The sequence below is a fragment of the Streptomyces sp. NPDC003635 genome (assembly GCF_053587635.1).
Window position 1 is genome coordinate 1 of sequence record NZ_JBSFOK010000001.1, and the last position, 15,640, is coordinate 15,640.

10 protein-coding genes are annotated in these 15,640 nt (G+C 72.6%); 6 read left to right on the forward strand and 4 right to left on the reverse strand.

Annotated elements, in window-relative coordinates; genetic code table 11:
• Positions 1–487: 487 nt before the first annotated feature.
• Complete coding sequence (locus ACWDRW_RS00005; RefSeq protein ID WP_451717720.1) at positions 488–1,039, reverse strand: MarR family winged helix-turn-helix transcriptional regulator; 552 nt, start codon at positions 1,037–1,039, stop codon at positions 488–490.
• A 152-nt stretch (positions 1,040–1,191) separates the two neighbouring features.
• Between ACWDRW_RS00005 and ACWDRW_RS00010 the strand changes: the two genes are divergently transcribed.
• Positions 1,192–2,466 (forward strand): MFS transporter, encoded by a 1,275-nt coding sequence (locus ACWDRW_RS00010; RefSeq protein WP_451718643.1) that lies wholly within the window; start codon positions 1,192–1,194, stop codon positions 2,464–2,466.
• On the opposite strand, the gene ACWDRW_RS00015 is transcribed toward ACWDRW_RS00010, so the two are convergent.
• Together ACWDRW_RS00015 and ACWDRW_RS00020 are read right to left on the reverse strand one after the other, a co-directional pair.
• A complete protein-coding gene (locus ACWDRW_RS00015; protein WP_451717723.1) occupies positions 2,457–4,109 on the reverse strand; it encodes an ATP-binding SpoIIE family protein phosphatase in 1,653 nt (550 codons plus the stop codon). The genes ACWDRW_RS00010 and ACWDRW_RS00015 overlap by 10 nt on opposite strands.
• Positions 4,110–4,271: 162 nt before the next feature.
• Positions 4,272–5,651, reverse strand: coding sequence for an NAD(P)/FAD-dependent oxidoreductase (locus ACWDRW_RS00020; protein ID WP_451717726.1), 1,380 nt, complete (start codon positions 5,649–5,651; stop codon positions 4,272–4,274).
• A gap of 384 nt (positions 5,652–6,035) precedes the next feature.
• Here ACWDRW_RS00020 and ACWDRW_RS00025 point away from each other — a divergent pair, with 384 nt between their 5' ends.
• Entirely contained in the window at positions 6,036–6,833 is a 798-nt protein-coding gene (locus ACWDRW_RS00025) for a TetR/AcrR family transcriptional regulator (RefSeq protein WP_451717729.1), read from the forward strand.
• Between the two features lie 297 nt (positions 6,834–7,130).
• Positions 7,131–9,083: a sigma-70 family RNA polymerase sigma factor gene (locus ACWDRW_RS00030; protein ID WP_451717732.1), complete on the forward strand. Its 1,953-nt coding sequence runs from the start codon at positions 7,131–7,133 to the stop codon at positions 9,081–9,083.
• On the opposite strand, the gene ACWDRW_RS00035 is transcribed toward ACWDRW_RS00030, so the two are convergent.
• Positions 9,080–11,179, reverse strand: coding sequence for an asparagine synthase-related protein (locus ACWDRW_RS00035; RefSeq protein WP_451717734.1), 2,100 nt, complete (start codon positions 11,177–11,179; stop codon positions 9,080–9,082). The genes ACWDRW_RS00030 and ACWDRW_RS00035 overlap by 4 nt on opposite strands.
• A gap of 703 nt (positions 11,180–11,882) precedes the next feature.
• On the opposite strand from ACWDRW_RS00035, the gene ACWDRW_RS00040 reads away from it, so the two are divergent.
• From ACWDRW_RS00040 to trmB, 3 genes are all read left to right on the forward strand, one after another.
• Positions 11,883–13,307 (forward strand): MFS transporter, encoded by a 1,425-nt coding sequence (locus tag ACWDRW_RS00040; RefSeq protein WP_451717737.1) that lies wholly within the window; start codon positions 11,883–11,885, stop codon positions 13,305–13,307.
• A 47-nt stretch (positions 13,308–13,354) separates the two neighbouring features.
• Complete coding sequence (gene lhgO, locus ACWDRW_RS00045) at positions 13,355–14,596, forward strand: L-2-hydroxyglutarate oxidase (RefSeq protein WP_451717739.1); 1,242 nt, start codon at positions 13,355–13,357, stop codon at positions 14,594–14,596.
• Positions 14,597–14,772: 176 nt separating this feature from the next.
• Positions 14,773–15,639: a tRNA (guanosine(46)-N7)-methyltransferase TrmB gene (trmB, locus tag ACWDRW_RS00050; RefSeq protein WP_451717742.1), complete on the forward strand. Its 867-nt coding sequence runs from the start codon at positions 14,773–14,775 to the stop codon at positions 15,637–15,639.
• Position 15,640 lies beyond the last annotated feature (1 nt).

Consider the following 15,640-nt stretch of genomic DNA (forward strand, 5'->3'; position numbering starts at 1 on the left):
CTGGCGTTGATTTTTGGCACGCTGTTGAGTTCTCAAGGAACGGTCGCTTCCTTTGTACTCACCCTCTCGGGCTTTCCTCCGGGCTTCCCTTCGGTCTTGCGTTTCCGACTCTATCAGATCTTTCCGATCCGATTTCCTCGGTGCTTTCCAGGTTCTCGCTTTCGCGTTTCCCTTTCCGGCGGTGTCGACTCTATCAGATCCTTTCGGCGTCTGACGCCCAGTCAACCGGGCTTGTCCGCGCGGCCGTTGGGCCGTTCCGACGTTTCAAACCTTAGCGGATCCGCTCGGCAGTTCCTAATCGGGCTGCCGAACCCCATTCGAATTGAATTCGGGCACGCCGAATTCATCCCGGCTGGGAGATCGTGCTGTGGTTTGGTTTGCCGCTGCTGCGGCGGAGGTGTTGTCGGAGAACCGTTACGGCTCGGCGGCAACCCGAAGAACTCTACGGATCGGGCAGGGGGGTGTCAAGTGGCCCCTGTCAAGATCTTTAATCGAGGTCGGTGAGCCGGCCGCCCGCGTCCGGCTGGGCGTGCTCCACCCTGCGCAGGAGTCGGGTGAGCACTTCCCCCAGGGCGGTGCGCTCCTCGGCGGAGAGGTCCTGGAGCAGGTCCTCCTCGAAGCCCGAGGCCAGGCGCATCGCCTCCATCCACTTCTCCCGGCCCTCCGTCGTGAGCTCAACGATGACGCGGACCCGGTTGGACTCGTCGCGCTCCCGGGTCACCAGGCCCTCGGTGACCATGCGGTCGATCCGATGGGTCATAGCGGCGGGGGTGAGACCGAGGCGCTTGGCGAGGTCGCTCGGGCCCAGCCGGTACGGGGCGCCGGACAGCACGAGGGCCTTGAGGACCTCCCACTCGGTGTTGCTGATGCCGAGGGTGGCGGTCTGGCGGCCGTAGGCGACGTTCATCCGGCGGTTCAGCCGGGACAGTGCGGAGACGATCTTCTCGACCTGGGGGTCGAGGTCCTGGAACTCGCGCTGGTAGGCGGCGATCTGCTCTTCGAGTGTCGGCTCGCCGTTGGCGCCGGAGGTATCGCCCATGCGTCGCAGTATCGCACGACAGTAGTTGGCGTTGAAGTCCTTCCATGTGTACTCTTTAGCTTCGAACTTTAGCTTTGAAGTCTTCGGAGCTAACTACTTGAGGCCTCCACTTCAGGCCGGACTACTCGAGAGAGGTGAACGTGACCAGGGCGATGGGCGCGGCGATGCGCCGGATCCACGTGGGCAACGCACTCAGCGCGTTCGGGCTCGGTTTCACCGTCCCGTACCTGTACGTCTATGTGGCGCAGGTACGAGGGCTGGGTGCGGTGACGGCGGGTCTCGTGCTCGCCGTGTTCGCCGTGGCCGCGCTCGTCGTACTGCCGTTCGCCGGACGGGCCATCGTCCGACGCGGCCCGCTGCCGGTGCTGCTCGCCGCCCTGGTCACCGCCGCGCTCGGCGCGCTGAGCCTCGGCCTCGCCGGGAACGCCACGGCCGTACTGCTGTCGTCGGCCGCGCTGGGGGCCGGGCAGGCCGTGATGCAGCCGGCGCTGGCGACGATGATCGTGGACTGCTCGACCGCGGAAACGCGGTCGCGGGCGTTCGCGACGCAGTTCTTCCTGCAGAACCTCGGTCTCGGTGTCGGTGGCCTCATCGGCGGCCATCTGGTCGACACGAACCGGGTCTCCTCCTTCACGCTGCTGTTCGCGATCGAGGCGGCGATGTTCCTGCTGCTGGTGGTGGTGATGGCGACCGTGCGGATGCCGCACTCGCCGCGCATCGGGGGCGCGCCCGCGCAGTCGGCGAAGGGGAGCTGGAAGCAGCTGCTGGGGAACCGGGCGATGGTGCAGCTGTGCGTGCTGGGCTTCGTGCTGTTCTTCGCCTGCTACGGCCAGTTCGAGTCGGGTCTGAGCGCCTACGGGGTCGAGGCGGCCGGGATCTCCACGTCCGCCCTCGGGACGGCTCTCGCGGCCAACACCGCGATGATCGTCGTGGCGCAGTTCGCGGTGCTGAGGTTCGTGGAGCGGCGGCGCCGGTCCCGGGTGATCGCGGCGGTCGGGCTGATCTGGGCCGTGGCGTGGGTCGCGGCGGGGTACGCCGGGCTCGGGCACGGCAGCCAGGAGATGGCGACGGCGGCCTTCGTGTCGACGTACGCGTTGTTCGGGCTGGGTGAGGCGATGCTGTCGCCGACGGTCGCCCCGCTGGTGGCGGACCTCGCCCCCACGGGGATGGCGGGTCAGTACAACTCGGCCTTCGCCCTGGTGAAGCAGCTCGCGCTGGCCGTCGGTCCGGCGGTCGGCGGCCCGATGGGTGCCGCGCTGCACGCGCCGTACATCGTGACGTTCCTGCTGTTCTCGCTCGGCATCACGTACCTGGCGCTACGTCTGGGCCGCCGGTTGACGGTCGAGCAGGACCACCCGGCGCTGGCGAGGAGCCGGGTGGTGGCGGGCGGCACTCCGTCGCCGGAGACCGCCCCCGCTCACGCCTGAGCGCGCGGCAGCGCGAACTCGCACCACACCGCCTTGCCGCCGCCCGGGGTCTTGCGGGCGCCCCAGGACGAGGCGATGGTCGCGACGATGGCGATGCCCCGGCCCGATTCGTCGGCCGGGTCGGCGCGGCGGCGACGCGGCAGGTGGTCGTCGCCGTCGGTGACCTCGACGATGAGGCGGCGGTCCGTACGGCGCAGGCGCAGGCGCATGGGCGGGGTGCCGTGCTGGAGGCTGTTGGCCACCAGCTCGCTCGCCGCGAGGACGCCCAGGTCGTGCAGGTCCGCGGGGAAACGCCAGCTCGTCAGGACGCCGGAGGCGAAGGCACGCGCGCGTGGCGCGGCCTCCACCCCGCCCAGCAGTTCCAGCGCCGCGTTGCGGAACAGGTCGGCGTCAGGGCCCGTGCGCGCGGGGTGCTGGAGGACCAGGACCGCCACGTCGTCGTCGTGGTCCGCCGTGACGCCCGCCGAGCGGACCAGGCGGTCGCAGACGACCTGCGGGCTGCCCGTCGCGCCGGCCAGGGCGCGCTCCAGGGCCGCGATGCCCTCGTCAAGGTCCTCGTTCCGGCGCTCCACCAGGCCGTCCGTGTAGAGGACCGCCGTCGAGCCGGGGCTCAGTGGGATCGAGCCGGAGGCGTGGATCCAGCCGCCGGTGCCCAGCGGCGGCCCGGTCGGCTCGTCGGCGCGCAGGACCGTGCCGCTCTCGTCGCGGACGAGGATGGGCAGGTGCCCGGCGGAGGCGTACACCAGCCGCCCCTCGTTCGGGTCGTGGACGGCGTAGACGCAGGTCGCGATCTGGTTGGCGTCGATCTCCGTGGCGAGGCCGTCCAGGAGTTGCAGCACCTCGTGCGGCGGGAGGTCCAGTCGGGCGTACGCGCGGACCGCCGTGCGGAGCTGGCCCATCACGGCCGCCGCCCGCACGCCCCGGCCCATGACGTCGCCGATCACCAGGGCCGTACGGCCGCCGCCGAGGGTGATGACGTCGTACCAGTCGCCGCCGACCGCGGCCTCCGTGCCGCCCGGCTGGTAGGTGGCCGCGATGCGCAGGTCGTCCGGCTGTTCGAGTTCCTGGGGGAGCAGTGAGCGCTGCAGCGTCACCGCGGTCTCGCGCTGGCGGCGCTCGCTGGCGCGCAGCCGTTCGGCGGCCTCGGCGTGGTCGGTGACGTCGGTGGCGAAGACGAGAACACCGCTGCCGCCGCCCTCGCCTTCGGCGACCGGGGTGCAGGTGAAGGTGTAGGAGCGGCCGTCGGGGGCCTTGCGGGACTTGACCGTCCGGGGCTTGCCGCTGCGCAGGACCTGGTCGAACAGCGGGAGCAGGCCCAGTTCGTCCAGTTCCGGCAGGGCTTCCCGGGCCGGTTCGCCGAGCGGGCGGACGCCGAAGGCGCCGGCGTAGGCGTCGTTGACGTAGGCGAGGCGGTGGTCGGTGCCGTGGACCAGGGCGACGAGGGCCGGTACGCGGTCGAGGACTTCGCGTACGGGCAGTTCGTCGAGGGCGGGCAGGGGTGCGTCGGTGAGCTGCTCGGCTCTGGCCGCGGGGACGGAGCCGCCGCTGTCCCCGCGCCGCTCGGGGGTGACCGTGTGGTCGGTCCGCGCTGCGGCGCGGCGCTGCGTTCCGGGGAGCCGGGCGCTCCAGCGCGTGAAGTTCACGAATCCTTGCCTCGTGTCGTCGTCTTCGGCCAGCTCCGGACCCGGCCGGGGCGGAGAGTCGCCCGTCCGAGGGCGTCCAGCGTCGGGGGTCAGTGTGGCAGTGTGGCGGACCGGCCGACATCCGTCAGACGCCCGCCCGGCCGGTGGAGTTCCTGGGTCCGGTCAGGACGACCCCTTCGGGTCGTCGTCCGTGTCGACAGGAGGCTTTCCACCGGCCGCGAGTTCGAACTCCGCTCGGGGGTGTTCGAGCGAACCGAGCGACACGATCTCCCTCTTGAAGAGCCCCGACAGCGTCCACTCGGCCAGGACGCGCGCCTTGCGGTTGAAGGTGGGCACCCGGCTCAGGTGGTAGACGCGGTGCATGAACCAGGCGGGGTAGCCCTTCAGCTTGCGCCCGTAGACGTGGGCGACGCCTTTGTGCAGTCCGAGGGAGGCGACCGAGCCCGCGTACTGGTGGGAGTACGTCTGCAGCGGCTCCCCGCGCAGGGAGCGCACGACGTTGTCGCCGAGGGCCTTGGCCTGGCGCACCGCGTGCTGGGCGTTGGGGGCGGTCTCCGTGCCGGGCTCGCCGGCCGTGACGTCGGGGACGGCGGCCGCGTCTCCGGCCGCCCACGCGTGCGGGGCGCCGTCGATGGTCAGCTCGGCGGTGCATTTCAGCCGGCCCCGCTCGGTGAGCGGCAGGTCGGTGGCGGCGACGAGGGGGTGGGGTTTGACGCCGGCCGTCCACACGACCGTACGGGTCGGGAAGCGGGCGCCGTCACTGAGCACGGCGACCCGGTCGACGCAGGATTCCAGCCGGGTGTTCAGGCGTACGTCGATGTTGCGGCGGCGCAGTTCGGTGACCGTGTAGCGGCCCAGCTCCTCGCCGACCTCCGGAAGGATGCGGCCGGAGGCCTCGACGAGGATCCACTTCATGTCCTCGGGGAGGACGTTGTGGTAGTAGCGGGCGGCGTAGCGGGCCATGTCCTCGAGTTCGGCGAGCGCCTCGACTCCGGCGTAGCCGCCGCCGACGAAGACGAAGGTGAGGGCCGCGTCGCGGATCGCGGGGTCGCGGGTGGAGGAGGCGATGTCCATCTGCTCGATGACGTGGTTGCGCAGTCCGATGGCCTCTTCGACCGTCTTGAACCCGATGCCGTGGTCGGCGAGTCCGGGGACGGGGAGCGTGCGGGAGACCGAGCCGGGGGCGAGGACGAGTTCGTCGTAGGAGATGCGCTCGCCGCCGGTGCCCTCCTCCGCGGTGGCGAGGGTGGTGAGGGTCGCGGTGCGCTTGGTGTGGTCGATGGAGACGACCTCGCCGACGACGACCCGGCAGCGGTCGAGGAGGCGGCGCAGCGGTACGACGACGTGGCGGGGGGAGATCGAACCGGCCGCCGCCTCGGGGAGGAACGGCTGGTAGGTCATGTACGGGTCCGGTGTGACGACGGTGACCTCGACTTCTCCGCGTTTGATTTCCGGTTTCAACTTTCGCTGGAGTCGCAGAGCCGTGTACATCCCGACGTAGCCGCCGCCGACAACGAGAATGCGCGCACGTTCCTTCACCATCCCATGACGCACCCAGCGCTTGAGTTTGTCCACAGCCTCGGCAATTTGTGTGACCGCGCGCCTTCGGGCCACCGGGTTGGCCGAATTACCGGAGTGCGGGGAAGGCTCGCAGGTCAACGGGTGTGCGCCGGGGGGTCGGAGGGGGTGCAATCGGGACGTATACGACCCGTACGCCGATCGGGGGGCGCTCCGTGCGGAACGTGCCCCTTCTGAATTGACTCCCTCTCAACTATGTTCGTGTGTCGACGGGGTGTAGGGGGATGCGCTCGTCGGGCTCAACGGGTTCGCGACGGGCGGGCTCGGGTCCGGGCAGTTCCACCGCGCTCCGGCTATCTATGGCGGGGAGAGTCTCCGGGGGGAGACGTCATTACCGGGGGAACGCTTATGCATGTTCAGGACTCTCATTGGTCGTCCACGTCCGCCATCACAACCAGTGGCGGAGCGATGGGCGGAACGATGGGTGGAACCATGAACGCGGCGGGGAACGGACGCGGGGACAGCTCCCGCACGACTCCGCTGCGAGTCGACGCACAGCGCAATCTGGAGCACGTACTGCGCGCGGCACGCGAGGTCTTCGGCGAGCTGGGCTACGGCGCGCCGATGGAGGACGTGGCGCGGCGCGCGCGGGTCGGCGTGGGGACGGTGTACCGCCGCTTCCCGAGCAAGGACGTCCTGGTGCGCCGGATAGCCGAGGAGGAGACCTCCCGGCTGACCGACCAGGCCCGGGCGGCGCTCGGGCAGGAGGACGAGCCGTGGTCGGCGCTCTCGCGCTTCCTGCGCACCTCGGTGGCGTCCGGCGCCGGGCGGCTGCTGCCGCCGCAGGTGCTGCGCGTCGGGGTCGCGGAGGAGCGCGCGGACCACACCGGGTTCGACGAGGCGCGGGTGCCGCAGCAGCGGACACAGCCCGGCACGGGCGAGCTGCGGCTGGTACCCGGCGACACTCCGGCGGGCTCCGGTGCCGGCGTGGACGACGCGGGCGCTTCGGCGCTGCTCGAGGTCGTGGGGCAGCTCGTCGACCGGGCGCGCGAGGCGGGTGAGCTGCGCGCCGACGTGTCGGTGGCGGACGTGCTGCTGGTGATCGCGACGGCGGCGCCCTCGCTGCCGGACGCGGCGCAGCAGGCGGCGGCCTCGGCACGGCTGCTGGACATCCTGCTGGAAGGGCTGCGTTCGCGGCCGTCGTGACCGGCGGCGGGGCAATGCGCCGGGTGACTCGAAAAGGTGACGCCGGGGCGGGGCGCCAGGTGCGCCCCGCCCCGGAAACACTCGGGGAACATCTCGGGAATTCCGGGCTATTGCCTCAACTGCACTTCCGGAAACGTCATTTGAGCCTTCCCCGTAAGGGTGACGGCCAGTACCGCGGAAGAGGAAGTCCCCTCGGACGAGTGGAAGGCCCTCATCGCCGGCCGCTGACGAAAAGTCGATAGGGCACACTGACCCGGTGTTCGGGACTGGTTGGGCCGGCGGCGGGGGCTTTCCGCGATGAGCGTTGACGGGCGGGACGGGTCACTCGGCGACGGTGACGCGGAAGGCGGCGGCCCGGCCTCGCCGCACGTGCCGAGTCAGGGCGGACGCGCGGACCTGCCGCAGGGCGGCGAGTCTCCGGTGGCCAACATCCCGGCGCAGGGCGGGGAGCCCGTGGAGGGCAGCGTCCCCGCGCAGCGCGACCGGCGCGAGGACAGCGTCCTGCCGCCGCCCAGGGACCTGGCGCCGTCCGACGCCGAGTTGATCGGGCGGATGCGCGCGGGCGACGACACGGCCTACGAGGAGCTGTACCGCAGGCACTCCGACGCGGTCCGCCGGTACGCCCGCACCTGCTGCCGCGACGCGCACACCGCAGAGGACCTGACCGCCGAGGTCTTCGCCCGCATGCTCCAGGCCGTACGCGGCGGTTCGGGCCCCGAGCACGCCGTACGCGCGTATCTGCTCACCTCCGTCCGGCGCGTCGCCGCGACCTGGACGAAGTCCGCGAAGCGGGAGCAACTGGTCGACGACTTCGCGGTGTTCGCCTCCCAGGCGACACGGGTGTCGGAGGTGGCGGACGGCGACACGCTCGACCTCGGCGCGGATGTGCGCACGATGCACGAGGCCGAGCAGTCGATGGCGATGCAGGCCTTCCGGTCGCTGCCGGAGCGCTGGCAGGCCGTGCTGTGGCACACGGAGGTCGAGGACGAGTCCCCGAGCGAGGTCGCCACGCTCTTCGGGCTCGACGCCAACGGCACGCGCGTGCTCGCCAGCCGCGCCCGCGAGGGCCTCAAGCAGGCCTATCTCCAGGCCCACGTCAGCGCCACCCTCGCCAGCGACGAGGAGTGCGCCCGCTACGCCGACCGGCTCGGCGCCTACGCCCGTGGCAGCCTGCGCACCCGTGCCGAACGGGGCCTGCGCAAGCACCTGGAGGAGTGCGCCAAGTGCCGCCTGGCAGCGGGCCAGCTCAAGGAAGTCGCCAGCGGTATCCCGGCCGTCGTCCCGGTCGCGGTCATCGGCTGGTTCGGCGCCGCCGGGTACGCCAAGGTCGCCGCGCTCATCGCGGGCGGTACCGGAGCGGGCGCCGCGGGTGCCGCGGGCGCCGCCGCCGCGGCGGGCGGTTCCTCCTCGGGCGGTGCGGGCGCCGGAGGCGGCGCGGCGGCCTCCGAGGGGCTCGGCGCCCCGGTGAAGGCCGGTATCGCGGCCGGTGTGGTCGCCGTGGCCGCCGCGGCGGTGGCCCTGGCCCTGGTCGCCGACGACGACCGGGCGCCGAAGCCGGACGCCAAGCCGCCGGTCACCTCACCCACCCCGGTCGTCGAGGACGCCCCCACCCCCGAGCCCTCGAAGAGGGCGCCCACGCCGGCCCCGCCCGTCTTCGCCGCCGATCCGGCCCCGAAGCCCACAGCCACCCCCACACCGAGCCCGACCCCCACGCCAAAGCCGAAGCCCACCCCGACCCCCGCACCCACGCCGAAGCCCACCCCGCCCCCGACGCCCACCCCCACACCGACGCCGCCCCCGGCTCCCGCGCCACCGCCGGCCGAGTACCGGTGGAGCGAGCTGCGCTACGACGTCAACGGCGACGGCACCGCACCCGAGATGCGGATCGGGGAGAGCAGCTGGGTCTGGCAGCGGCAGGGTGCGTCGATCGGTGGCACCCGGTACGCGCACGGCGTCACCGTGCACGGCGCCTCCTCGGTCACCATCGACCTGAACCGGGCGTGCTCCACCTACCGGGCCGTGGTCGGCGTCGACGACATGAGCCTGGGCCTGGGGAAGATGCGGTTCTCCGTGTACGCGGACGGGGTCCGGCTGTGGCAGTCCGGGTACGTCAAGGGCGGCGACCCCGCGGTCTCCCTGTCGGTGAACATCGCCGGGCGCGAGACGGTCCGGCTGGTCGTGGAACCGCACAGCGCCTTCGACAAGCTGGTCCTCGCGGACTGGGCCGAGTCGAAGTTCCGCTGCGCCTAGGCGCGCCGGGCCGTGGCTCCGGCGCCGAGGGCGTTGCGCTGGGGAGTGATGCCGGCGGGCACCGCACGCGCGCGTGCCGGGGTTCCGGTCCAGCAGGTGCCCCGGCGGGCGAGCAGCCGTCGTAGCCACAGCTCCAGGGAGACCAGGTCCGCGAGGCCGTCCAGGGGCAGTGGTTCGCCCTCGGCGGCGGAACGCAGCGCCTTGCGGACCACGCGGGCCTCGACCAGGCCGGCCTCGGCGAGCAGCGGCGTACCGAACAGGGAGATCAGGTCGGTGGCCGCCACCCGCAGTCCGGTGCGGGCGGCCACCGCGGCGGGGGCGTGGGAGGGCGCGCCCCAGCCCGAGGGCAGGTCGGCCACGCCGGCGCCCTCCAGGACCGTGCGCAGGATCGCGGCACGCGCGCCGGGCTGGACACGCAGGGCCTCGGGAAGAGCGCGGCAGGCGCGGACGACCTGGTTGTCGAGGAACGGCGCGTGCAGGCGCTGGAAGCGGATCTCGGCGGCCTGCTCCAGCACGCGCACGTCCGCCGCGTGGCGGGCGAGGGCGGCACGGGCGCGGTAGTCGCCGGGGCGCTGTCCCGGGCCGACCCCGGAGCGGTTGGTGGCCCCTTGCAGGCGAACCGATACTTCAGCGAGCGCCTCCCCGGTCAGCCAGCGGGCCGCCGGGCCCGGTCTGGCCCAGGTGAGCGCCGCCAGCGACGCCCCCACGGCACCTCCGGGCTCGTCGAACCGGCGCTGCAGCAGCCGCTCGGCGAGCGCCTCGAGCCCGGTGCGATACGGCGTGCGCGCCAGCTTGCGGGCCGCGCCGTACACCCGCGCGGGAACCATCACCGAGCCGTCCGCCTTGGCGAGCGCGGCGACGGGTCGCACCAGGTGCCGGCGCTTGCGGTCCATCAACAGGTCCGTCAGCCGGGCCGGATGGGCGTCCAGGACCTGACGGGCGCCGTAGCCGGTGAAGTGGTCCGCGCTGCCCGCGGCGAGCCGCGCCCGGTGCCGGGCGGCCGTCACCAGGGACGACCCGGGTTCGTCGGTGAGCGGGCCGTCCAGATCGGCGTACGGCAGGGTCTCCTCGCCGCCGGTCACCACCACGTGGTGCAGGCGCGGGTTGGACGCGAGCGTGCCCGCCCGCTCCAGCTCCGCCTCCCGCCCGCCCACGGCGAGGTCGTTGAAGGTGACCGCCAGCAGCCGTTCCCCGGCGCCGGTGCCGTGTCCCAGCACCGTGCCCGGCATGCCGGGCAGGCCCGCGGCGAGCAGGGCGAGGGTGCCGGAGGCCGGGCCGCCGGAGAGGTCGGCGCCGATGCCGGGAACGGGCATCCCGCGCGCGGCACGGCGTTCGGCGGGGCCCATGCCCGGGACGGGCCCGGGGTCGATGTCGGCGCCGGGCACGTGCCGGGGTGCGGAGAGCCGGGCCCGTACCGCCTCCACGAGCGCGTCGCGCACGCCGCCGACCGCGCTGTCCGGGTCGGCCGGGGGAGCCGCCACCGCGAGGGAGGCGACCGGCTCGTACCCGGCGATCTCGCGCGCTCCGGCGCGCAGGATCAGGGCGTGCCCCGGCGGAATGCGCCGTACGCCGTCATAGGGCGTGGAGTCGTCCAGCGCCGCGGGGACGTCCGGGGCCGCCAGCAGGGCCGCCAGATGCCCGAAGTCGAGGTTGGCCTCGATGAGGTCGGCGAGGGGCAGCGCGGCGGTCGCGTAGGCCGTGCCGCCGGCCCAGGGGGTGTAGAACACCGGCCGGGCGCCCGCCAGATCGCCGCACACCATGACGCGGCGGCCGACCTGGACGACGGCCGTGTAGCTGCCCGGCCAGGCCGTCAGATGCCGAAGTGCCCCGCCGCGCGCGGCGAAGAGTCCGACCCGCAGCTGCTCGTCGCTCGCCCCGCAGATGCCGAGCACGGCGATCCGGGTCTGAGCGTCGGCCTGCACCACACGCACCTCGTCGGGGCGCCAGTCGCCGACCGCCCACAGCGGATCGGGGTCTCCCCACAGGAGTTGGGAGCCCACCGGGTGCACGGTCTCCCCGTCGGGCCCGGTGGCCCCCGCGGAACCGATCTGGGCGGCTCCCGCGGCGGTGCTGCTCCATCCCACCAACCACCGCATCGACGCCTCCACAGGCTGTGGACCACCAGTGCACCGCACGAACCGGTTCACCATGCTGCCATGAAGGACGCGCGCCGGAGACGCGGTGACACCGCTTGAGATCCTTGAATGCGCCCCTAATGGCGCCCCCGTGCGGCGGGCGTGTGGCGTCAACGCCCGTACGGGACACGGCGATCGCCGGGCCGCGGCGACGTGAATGCGCCCCCGGTTCACGCCCCGAAAACACCCTTCGCGCCGTCAAGTTCCGTGGTGGGAGCGGTGATCACCCAGAAAAGGCGGGGTCTATTTTCAGCCAATTCGGCGTGACGACGACAGCTTTGGCCACGCTCCGTACAGGCCCTGCGCACTACTTGGCGTGTGCGCAGTCCGGGAGGCGGGACTCGCCCCCCGGACCGTTCCGCCGCCCGCGGGGATGGAGGCGGCGGTGTCCCCCAGCCCACTGGATCCAGTACAGCGGGCCGACCCACGCACGATCCATGGAACCGCTCCCCCCGTGGCCGGAGAAGAGCGCACACACGGGCGCACAGCCACACAGCGGGAGCACGTCGCAACGGTCCGTACCTGAACCGCACTTCAGTACGGACCACAATCCCGCCATCCGGAAGAATGCCCCTTAACGCTTGGGATGCGGCGAACTACGCTGGGTTTACGAATGCCGCGTGGTTATGCCAGCGCGGCAGCCGTCTGTGTCGAGGGGTGGCGCATGTCCAGGGAGCAACGCGGGCCGAACGAAAAGCTCGGCGCCGTTCTCGCCCTCGCGGGAATCAGCAACGCAGGACTCGCGCGCCGCGTCAACGACCTTGGCGCTCAACGCGGGTTGACTCTTCGCTACGACAAGACGTCGGTGGCGCGCTGGGTGTCGAAGGGAATGGTGCCGCAGGGTGCGGCGCCGCACCTCATCGCCGCCGCCATCGGCCAGAAGCTCGGCCGCCCGGTGCCGCTCCACGAGATCGGCCTGGCGGACGCGGATCCCGCACCCGAGGTGGGCCTCGCCTTCCCCCGGGACGTCGGACAGGCGGTGCGGTCGGCGACGGATCTCTACCGCCTCGACCTCGCCGGCCGGCGCGCCGGCTCCGGCGGCATCTGGCAGTCGCTCGCCGGATCGTTCGCAGTGAGCGCGTACGCAACGCCCGCCTCCCGATGGCTGATAACCCCGGCCGACAGTTCGGTCGCGCGCGAGGTGAACCCCGCCGAGGGCTCCGGCGCACCGGCCAAAGTCGGCCACAGCGACGTGCAGAAACTGCGGGAGGCCGCCGAGGACGCCAGGCGCTGGGACTCCAAGTACGGAGGCGGCGACTGGCGTTCGTCCATGGTGCCCGAGTGTTTACGGGTGGAGGCGGCGCCGCTGCTGCTCGGCTCGTACTCCGACGAGGTCGGGCGGGCGCTGTTCGGGGCGAGCGCCGAGCTGACGCGTCTCGCCGGGTGGATGGCCTTCGACACCGGGCAGCAGGAGGCCGCGCAGCGGTACTACATCCAGGCGCTGCGGCTCGCCCGCGCGGCGGCGGACGTACCGCTGGGCGGGTACGTCCTGGCCTCGATGTCCCTGCAGGCGACCTACCGGGGCTTCGGCGACGAGGGCGTCGACCTCGCGCAGGCGGCCCTGGAGCGCAACCGCGGCCTGGCCACGGCCCGCACCATGAGCTTCTTCCGGCTGGTCGAGGCACGCGCGCACGCGCGCGCGGGTGACGCCCAGGCCGCCGGCGCCGCGCTCAAGGCGGCGGAGGGCTGGCTGGAGCGCTCGCGGGACGGCGACCAGGACCCGTCCTGGCTCGGCTTCTACTCCTACGACCGCTTCTGCGCGGACGCGGCCGAGTGCTACCGCGATCTGAAGGCACCACGTCAGGTGCGGCGGTTCACGGAGCAGGCGCTGTCGAAGCCGACGGAGGAGTTCGTGCGCTCGCACGGGCTGCGGCTCGTCGTCTCCGCGGTCGCCGAACTGGAGTCCGGCAACCTCGACGCGGCATGCGAGCAGGGCGTGCGGGCGGTGGAGGTCGCGGGGCGGATCTCCTCGGCGCGCACCACCGAGTACGTGAAGGATCTGCTGCACCGGCTGGAGCCGTACGGCGACGAGCCGCGGGTGGTGGAGCTGCGCGAGCGGGCCCGCCCGCTGCTGATGGCTCCGGCGTAGGTTCCCTCTCCTCTTCCCCCGGGTTTGAAGGCATTGTCAGTGGCGCAGTGCACTATCGAAGGCGGGAGGTGGTGCGGGTGCGGCCGGGGATCGTCTACGACTGCGATGTGCTCGTGATCGGCGCCGGGATCGTCGGGCTGTCCACGGCGTACGCGATCACGCGCGCCGCGCCGGGTACCCGCGTCACCGTGCTGGAGAAGGAGACCGGGCCCGCCCGGCACCAGACCGGGCGCAACAGCGGAGTGATCCACAGCGGGATCTACTACCGGCCCGACTCGCTGAAGGCGCGGTACGCGGTGCGCGGTGCCGCGGAGATGGTCAAGTTCTGCGCGGAGTACGACATCGATCACGCGGTCACCGGCAAGCTGATCGTCGCCACCGAGCGGGCGGAGCTGCCGAGACTGCACGCGCTGGTGCAGCGCGGGCGGGAGAACGGCATTCCGGTGCGGGAGCTGGGGGCCGCGCAGATCGCGGAGTACGAGCCCGAGGTGCGGGGCCTGGCGGCGATACAGGTCGGGACCACCGGGATCTGCGACTTCGTGGGGGTCGCGCGACGGCTGGCGGAGGCGTCCGGGGCGGAGATCCGGTTCGGCGCCCAGGTCGTACGGGTGGATCGGCGGCCGGAGCTGGGGGTGGCCGTGCGGACGTCCTCGGGTGACGTCGTGCGGGCCCGGGTGCTGGTGAACTGCGCCGGGCTGCACTGCGACGAGATCGCCCGGCTGACCGGGGACGAGCCGGGTATGCGGATCGTGCCGTTCCGGGGGGAGTACTACACGCTGGCGCGGCCTTCGCTGGTGCGGGGGCTGGTGTATCCGGTGCCGGATCCGGCGTTTCCCTTCCTCGGTGTGCATCTGACCCGGGGGATCGACGGGGCGGTGCACATCGGGCCCAACGCGGTGCCGGCGCTGGCCCGGGAGGGGTACGGCTGGGGGGTCGTACGGCCGCGGGAGCTGGGGGCGACGCTGGGGTGGCCGGGGGCGTGGGCGATAGGGCGGCGGCACTGGCGGTACGGGGCGGGGGAGCTGCGACGGTCGGTGTCGAAGGCCGCGTTCGTGTCGGCGGTGCGGAGGCTGTTGCCGGCGGTCACCTCGGAGGACCTGGTGCCCGCGGCGGCGGGAGTGCGGGCGCAGGCGGTGCTGCGGGACGGGACGCTGGTGGACGACTTCCTGATCCGGGAGGGGTCGCGGGCGGTGCATGTGCTGAACGCGCCGTCTCCGGCGGCTACGGCCTCGCTGCCGATCGGGAGAGAGGTGGCTCGGCGGGCGCTGGCCGTGCTGGGCGGGGTCTGAGCGGAGCCGCGGGTTGCGGTTTGCGGATCGGTGGGTGGGCTTCGCCGACCCGCGCCGACGGGGTGTCGCCCGCCCGCACCGACCAGATGTCGCCCGCCCGCGCCAACGGGGTGCCTCCACAGAAGTACGACAGCACGACTGCCCGCCGCCACGTCGGTCGTAGAATCGTTCCCACTGTGTCTGACTCCCTCTCCACCCCCGAAGCCCCCCAGCCCACCCCCGGCCACACGCCTGGCGTGTCTGTCCGGCACACCCGGGCCAAGGGACAGCCGCGGTTTCCGGACGGGCCGCAGGCCGATCCGGCCGGGTCGCACTTCGAGCGGCGGATCCGGAGTTTCCAGCCGCGGCGGAGCCGGGTGACCGCGGGGCAGGCGGACGCGCTGCAGCGGCTGTGGCCCAAGTGGGGGCTCGACATCGACGGGCAGCGGGTCATCGACCTGTCGGAGATGTTCGGCAACGACCGTCCCGTCGTGCTGGAGATCGGGTTCGGGATGGGCGAGGCCACCGCGCAGATGGCCGCCGCGGATCCCGACACCAACGTGCTCGCCGTCGACGTGCACACCCCCGGCCAGGGCAATCTGCTCAACCTCGCCGACCACCACGGCCTGTCCAACATCCGCGTCGGCAACGGCGACGCCATCATCCTGCTCCGCGAGATGCTCGCCCCGGACGCGCTCGACGGGCTCCGCGTCTACTTCCCGGACCCCTGGCCCAAGAAGCGGCACCACAAGCGGCGGCTGATCCAGCCGGAGTTCCTCAGCCTCGCCGCGACCCGGCTCAGGCCCGGCGCGCTGCTGCACTGCGCGACCGACTGGGAGCCGTACGCCGAGCAGATGCTCGAGGTACTGACGGCCCATCCGGACTTCGAGAACACGCAGGCCGACGGCGGTTTTGCGCCGCGTCCCGAGTTCCGGCCGCTGACCCGTTTCGAGGGCCAGGGACTGGACAAGGGTCATGTCGTGAACGACCTGCTCTTCCGTCGCGTACAGCAGCGCGCAGACCAGCGCGTGCCCCACTCGGACGAACCCCCCACCGGCGCCTGAG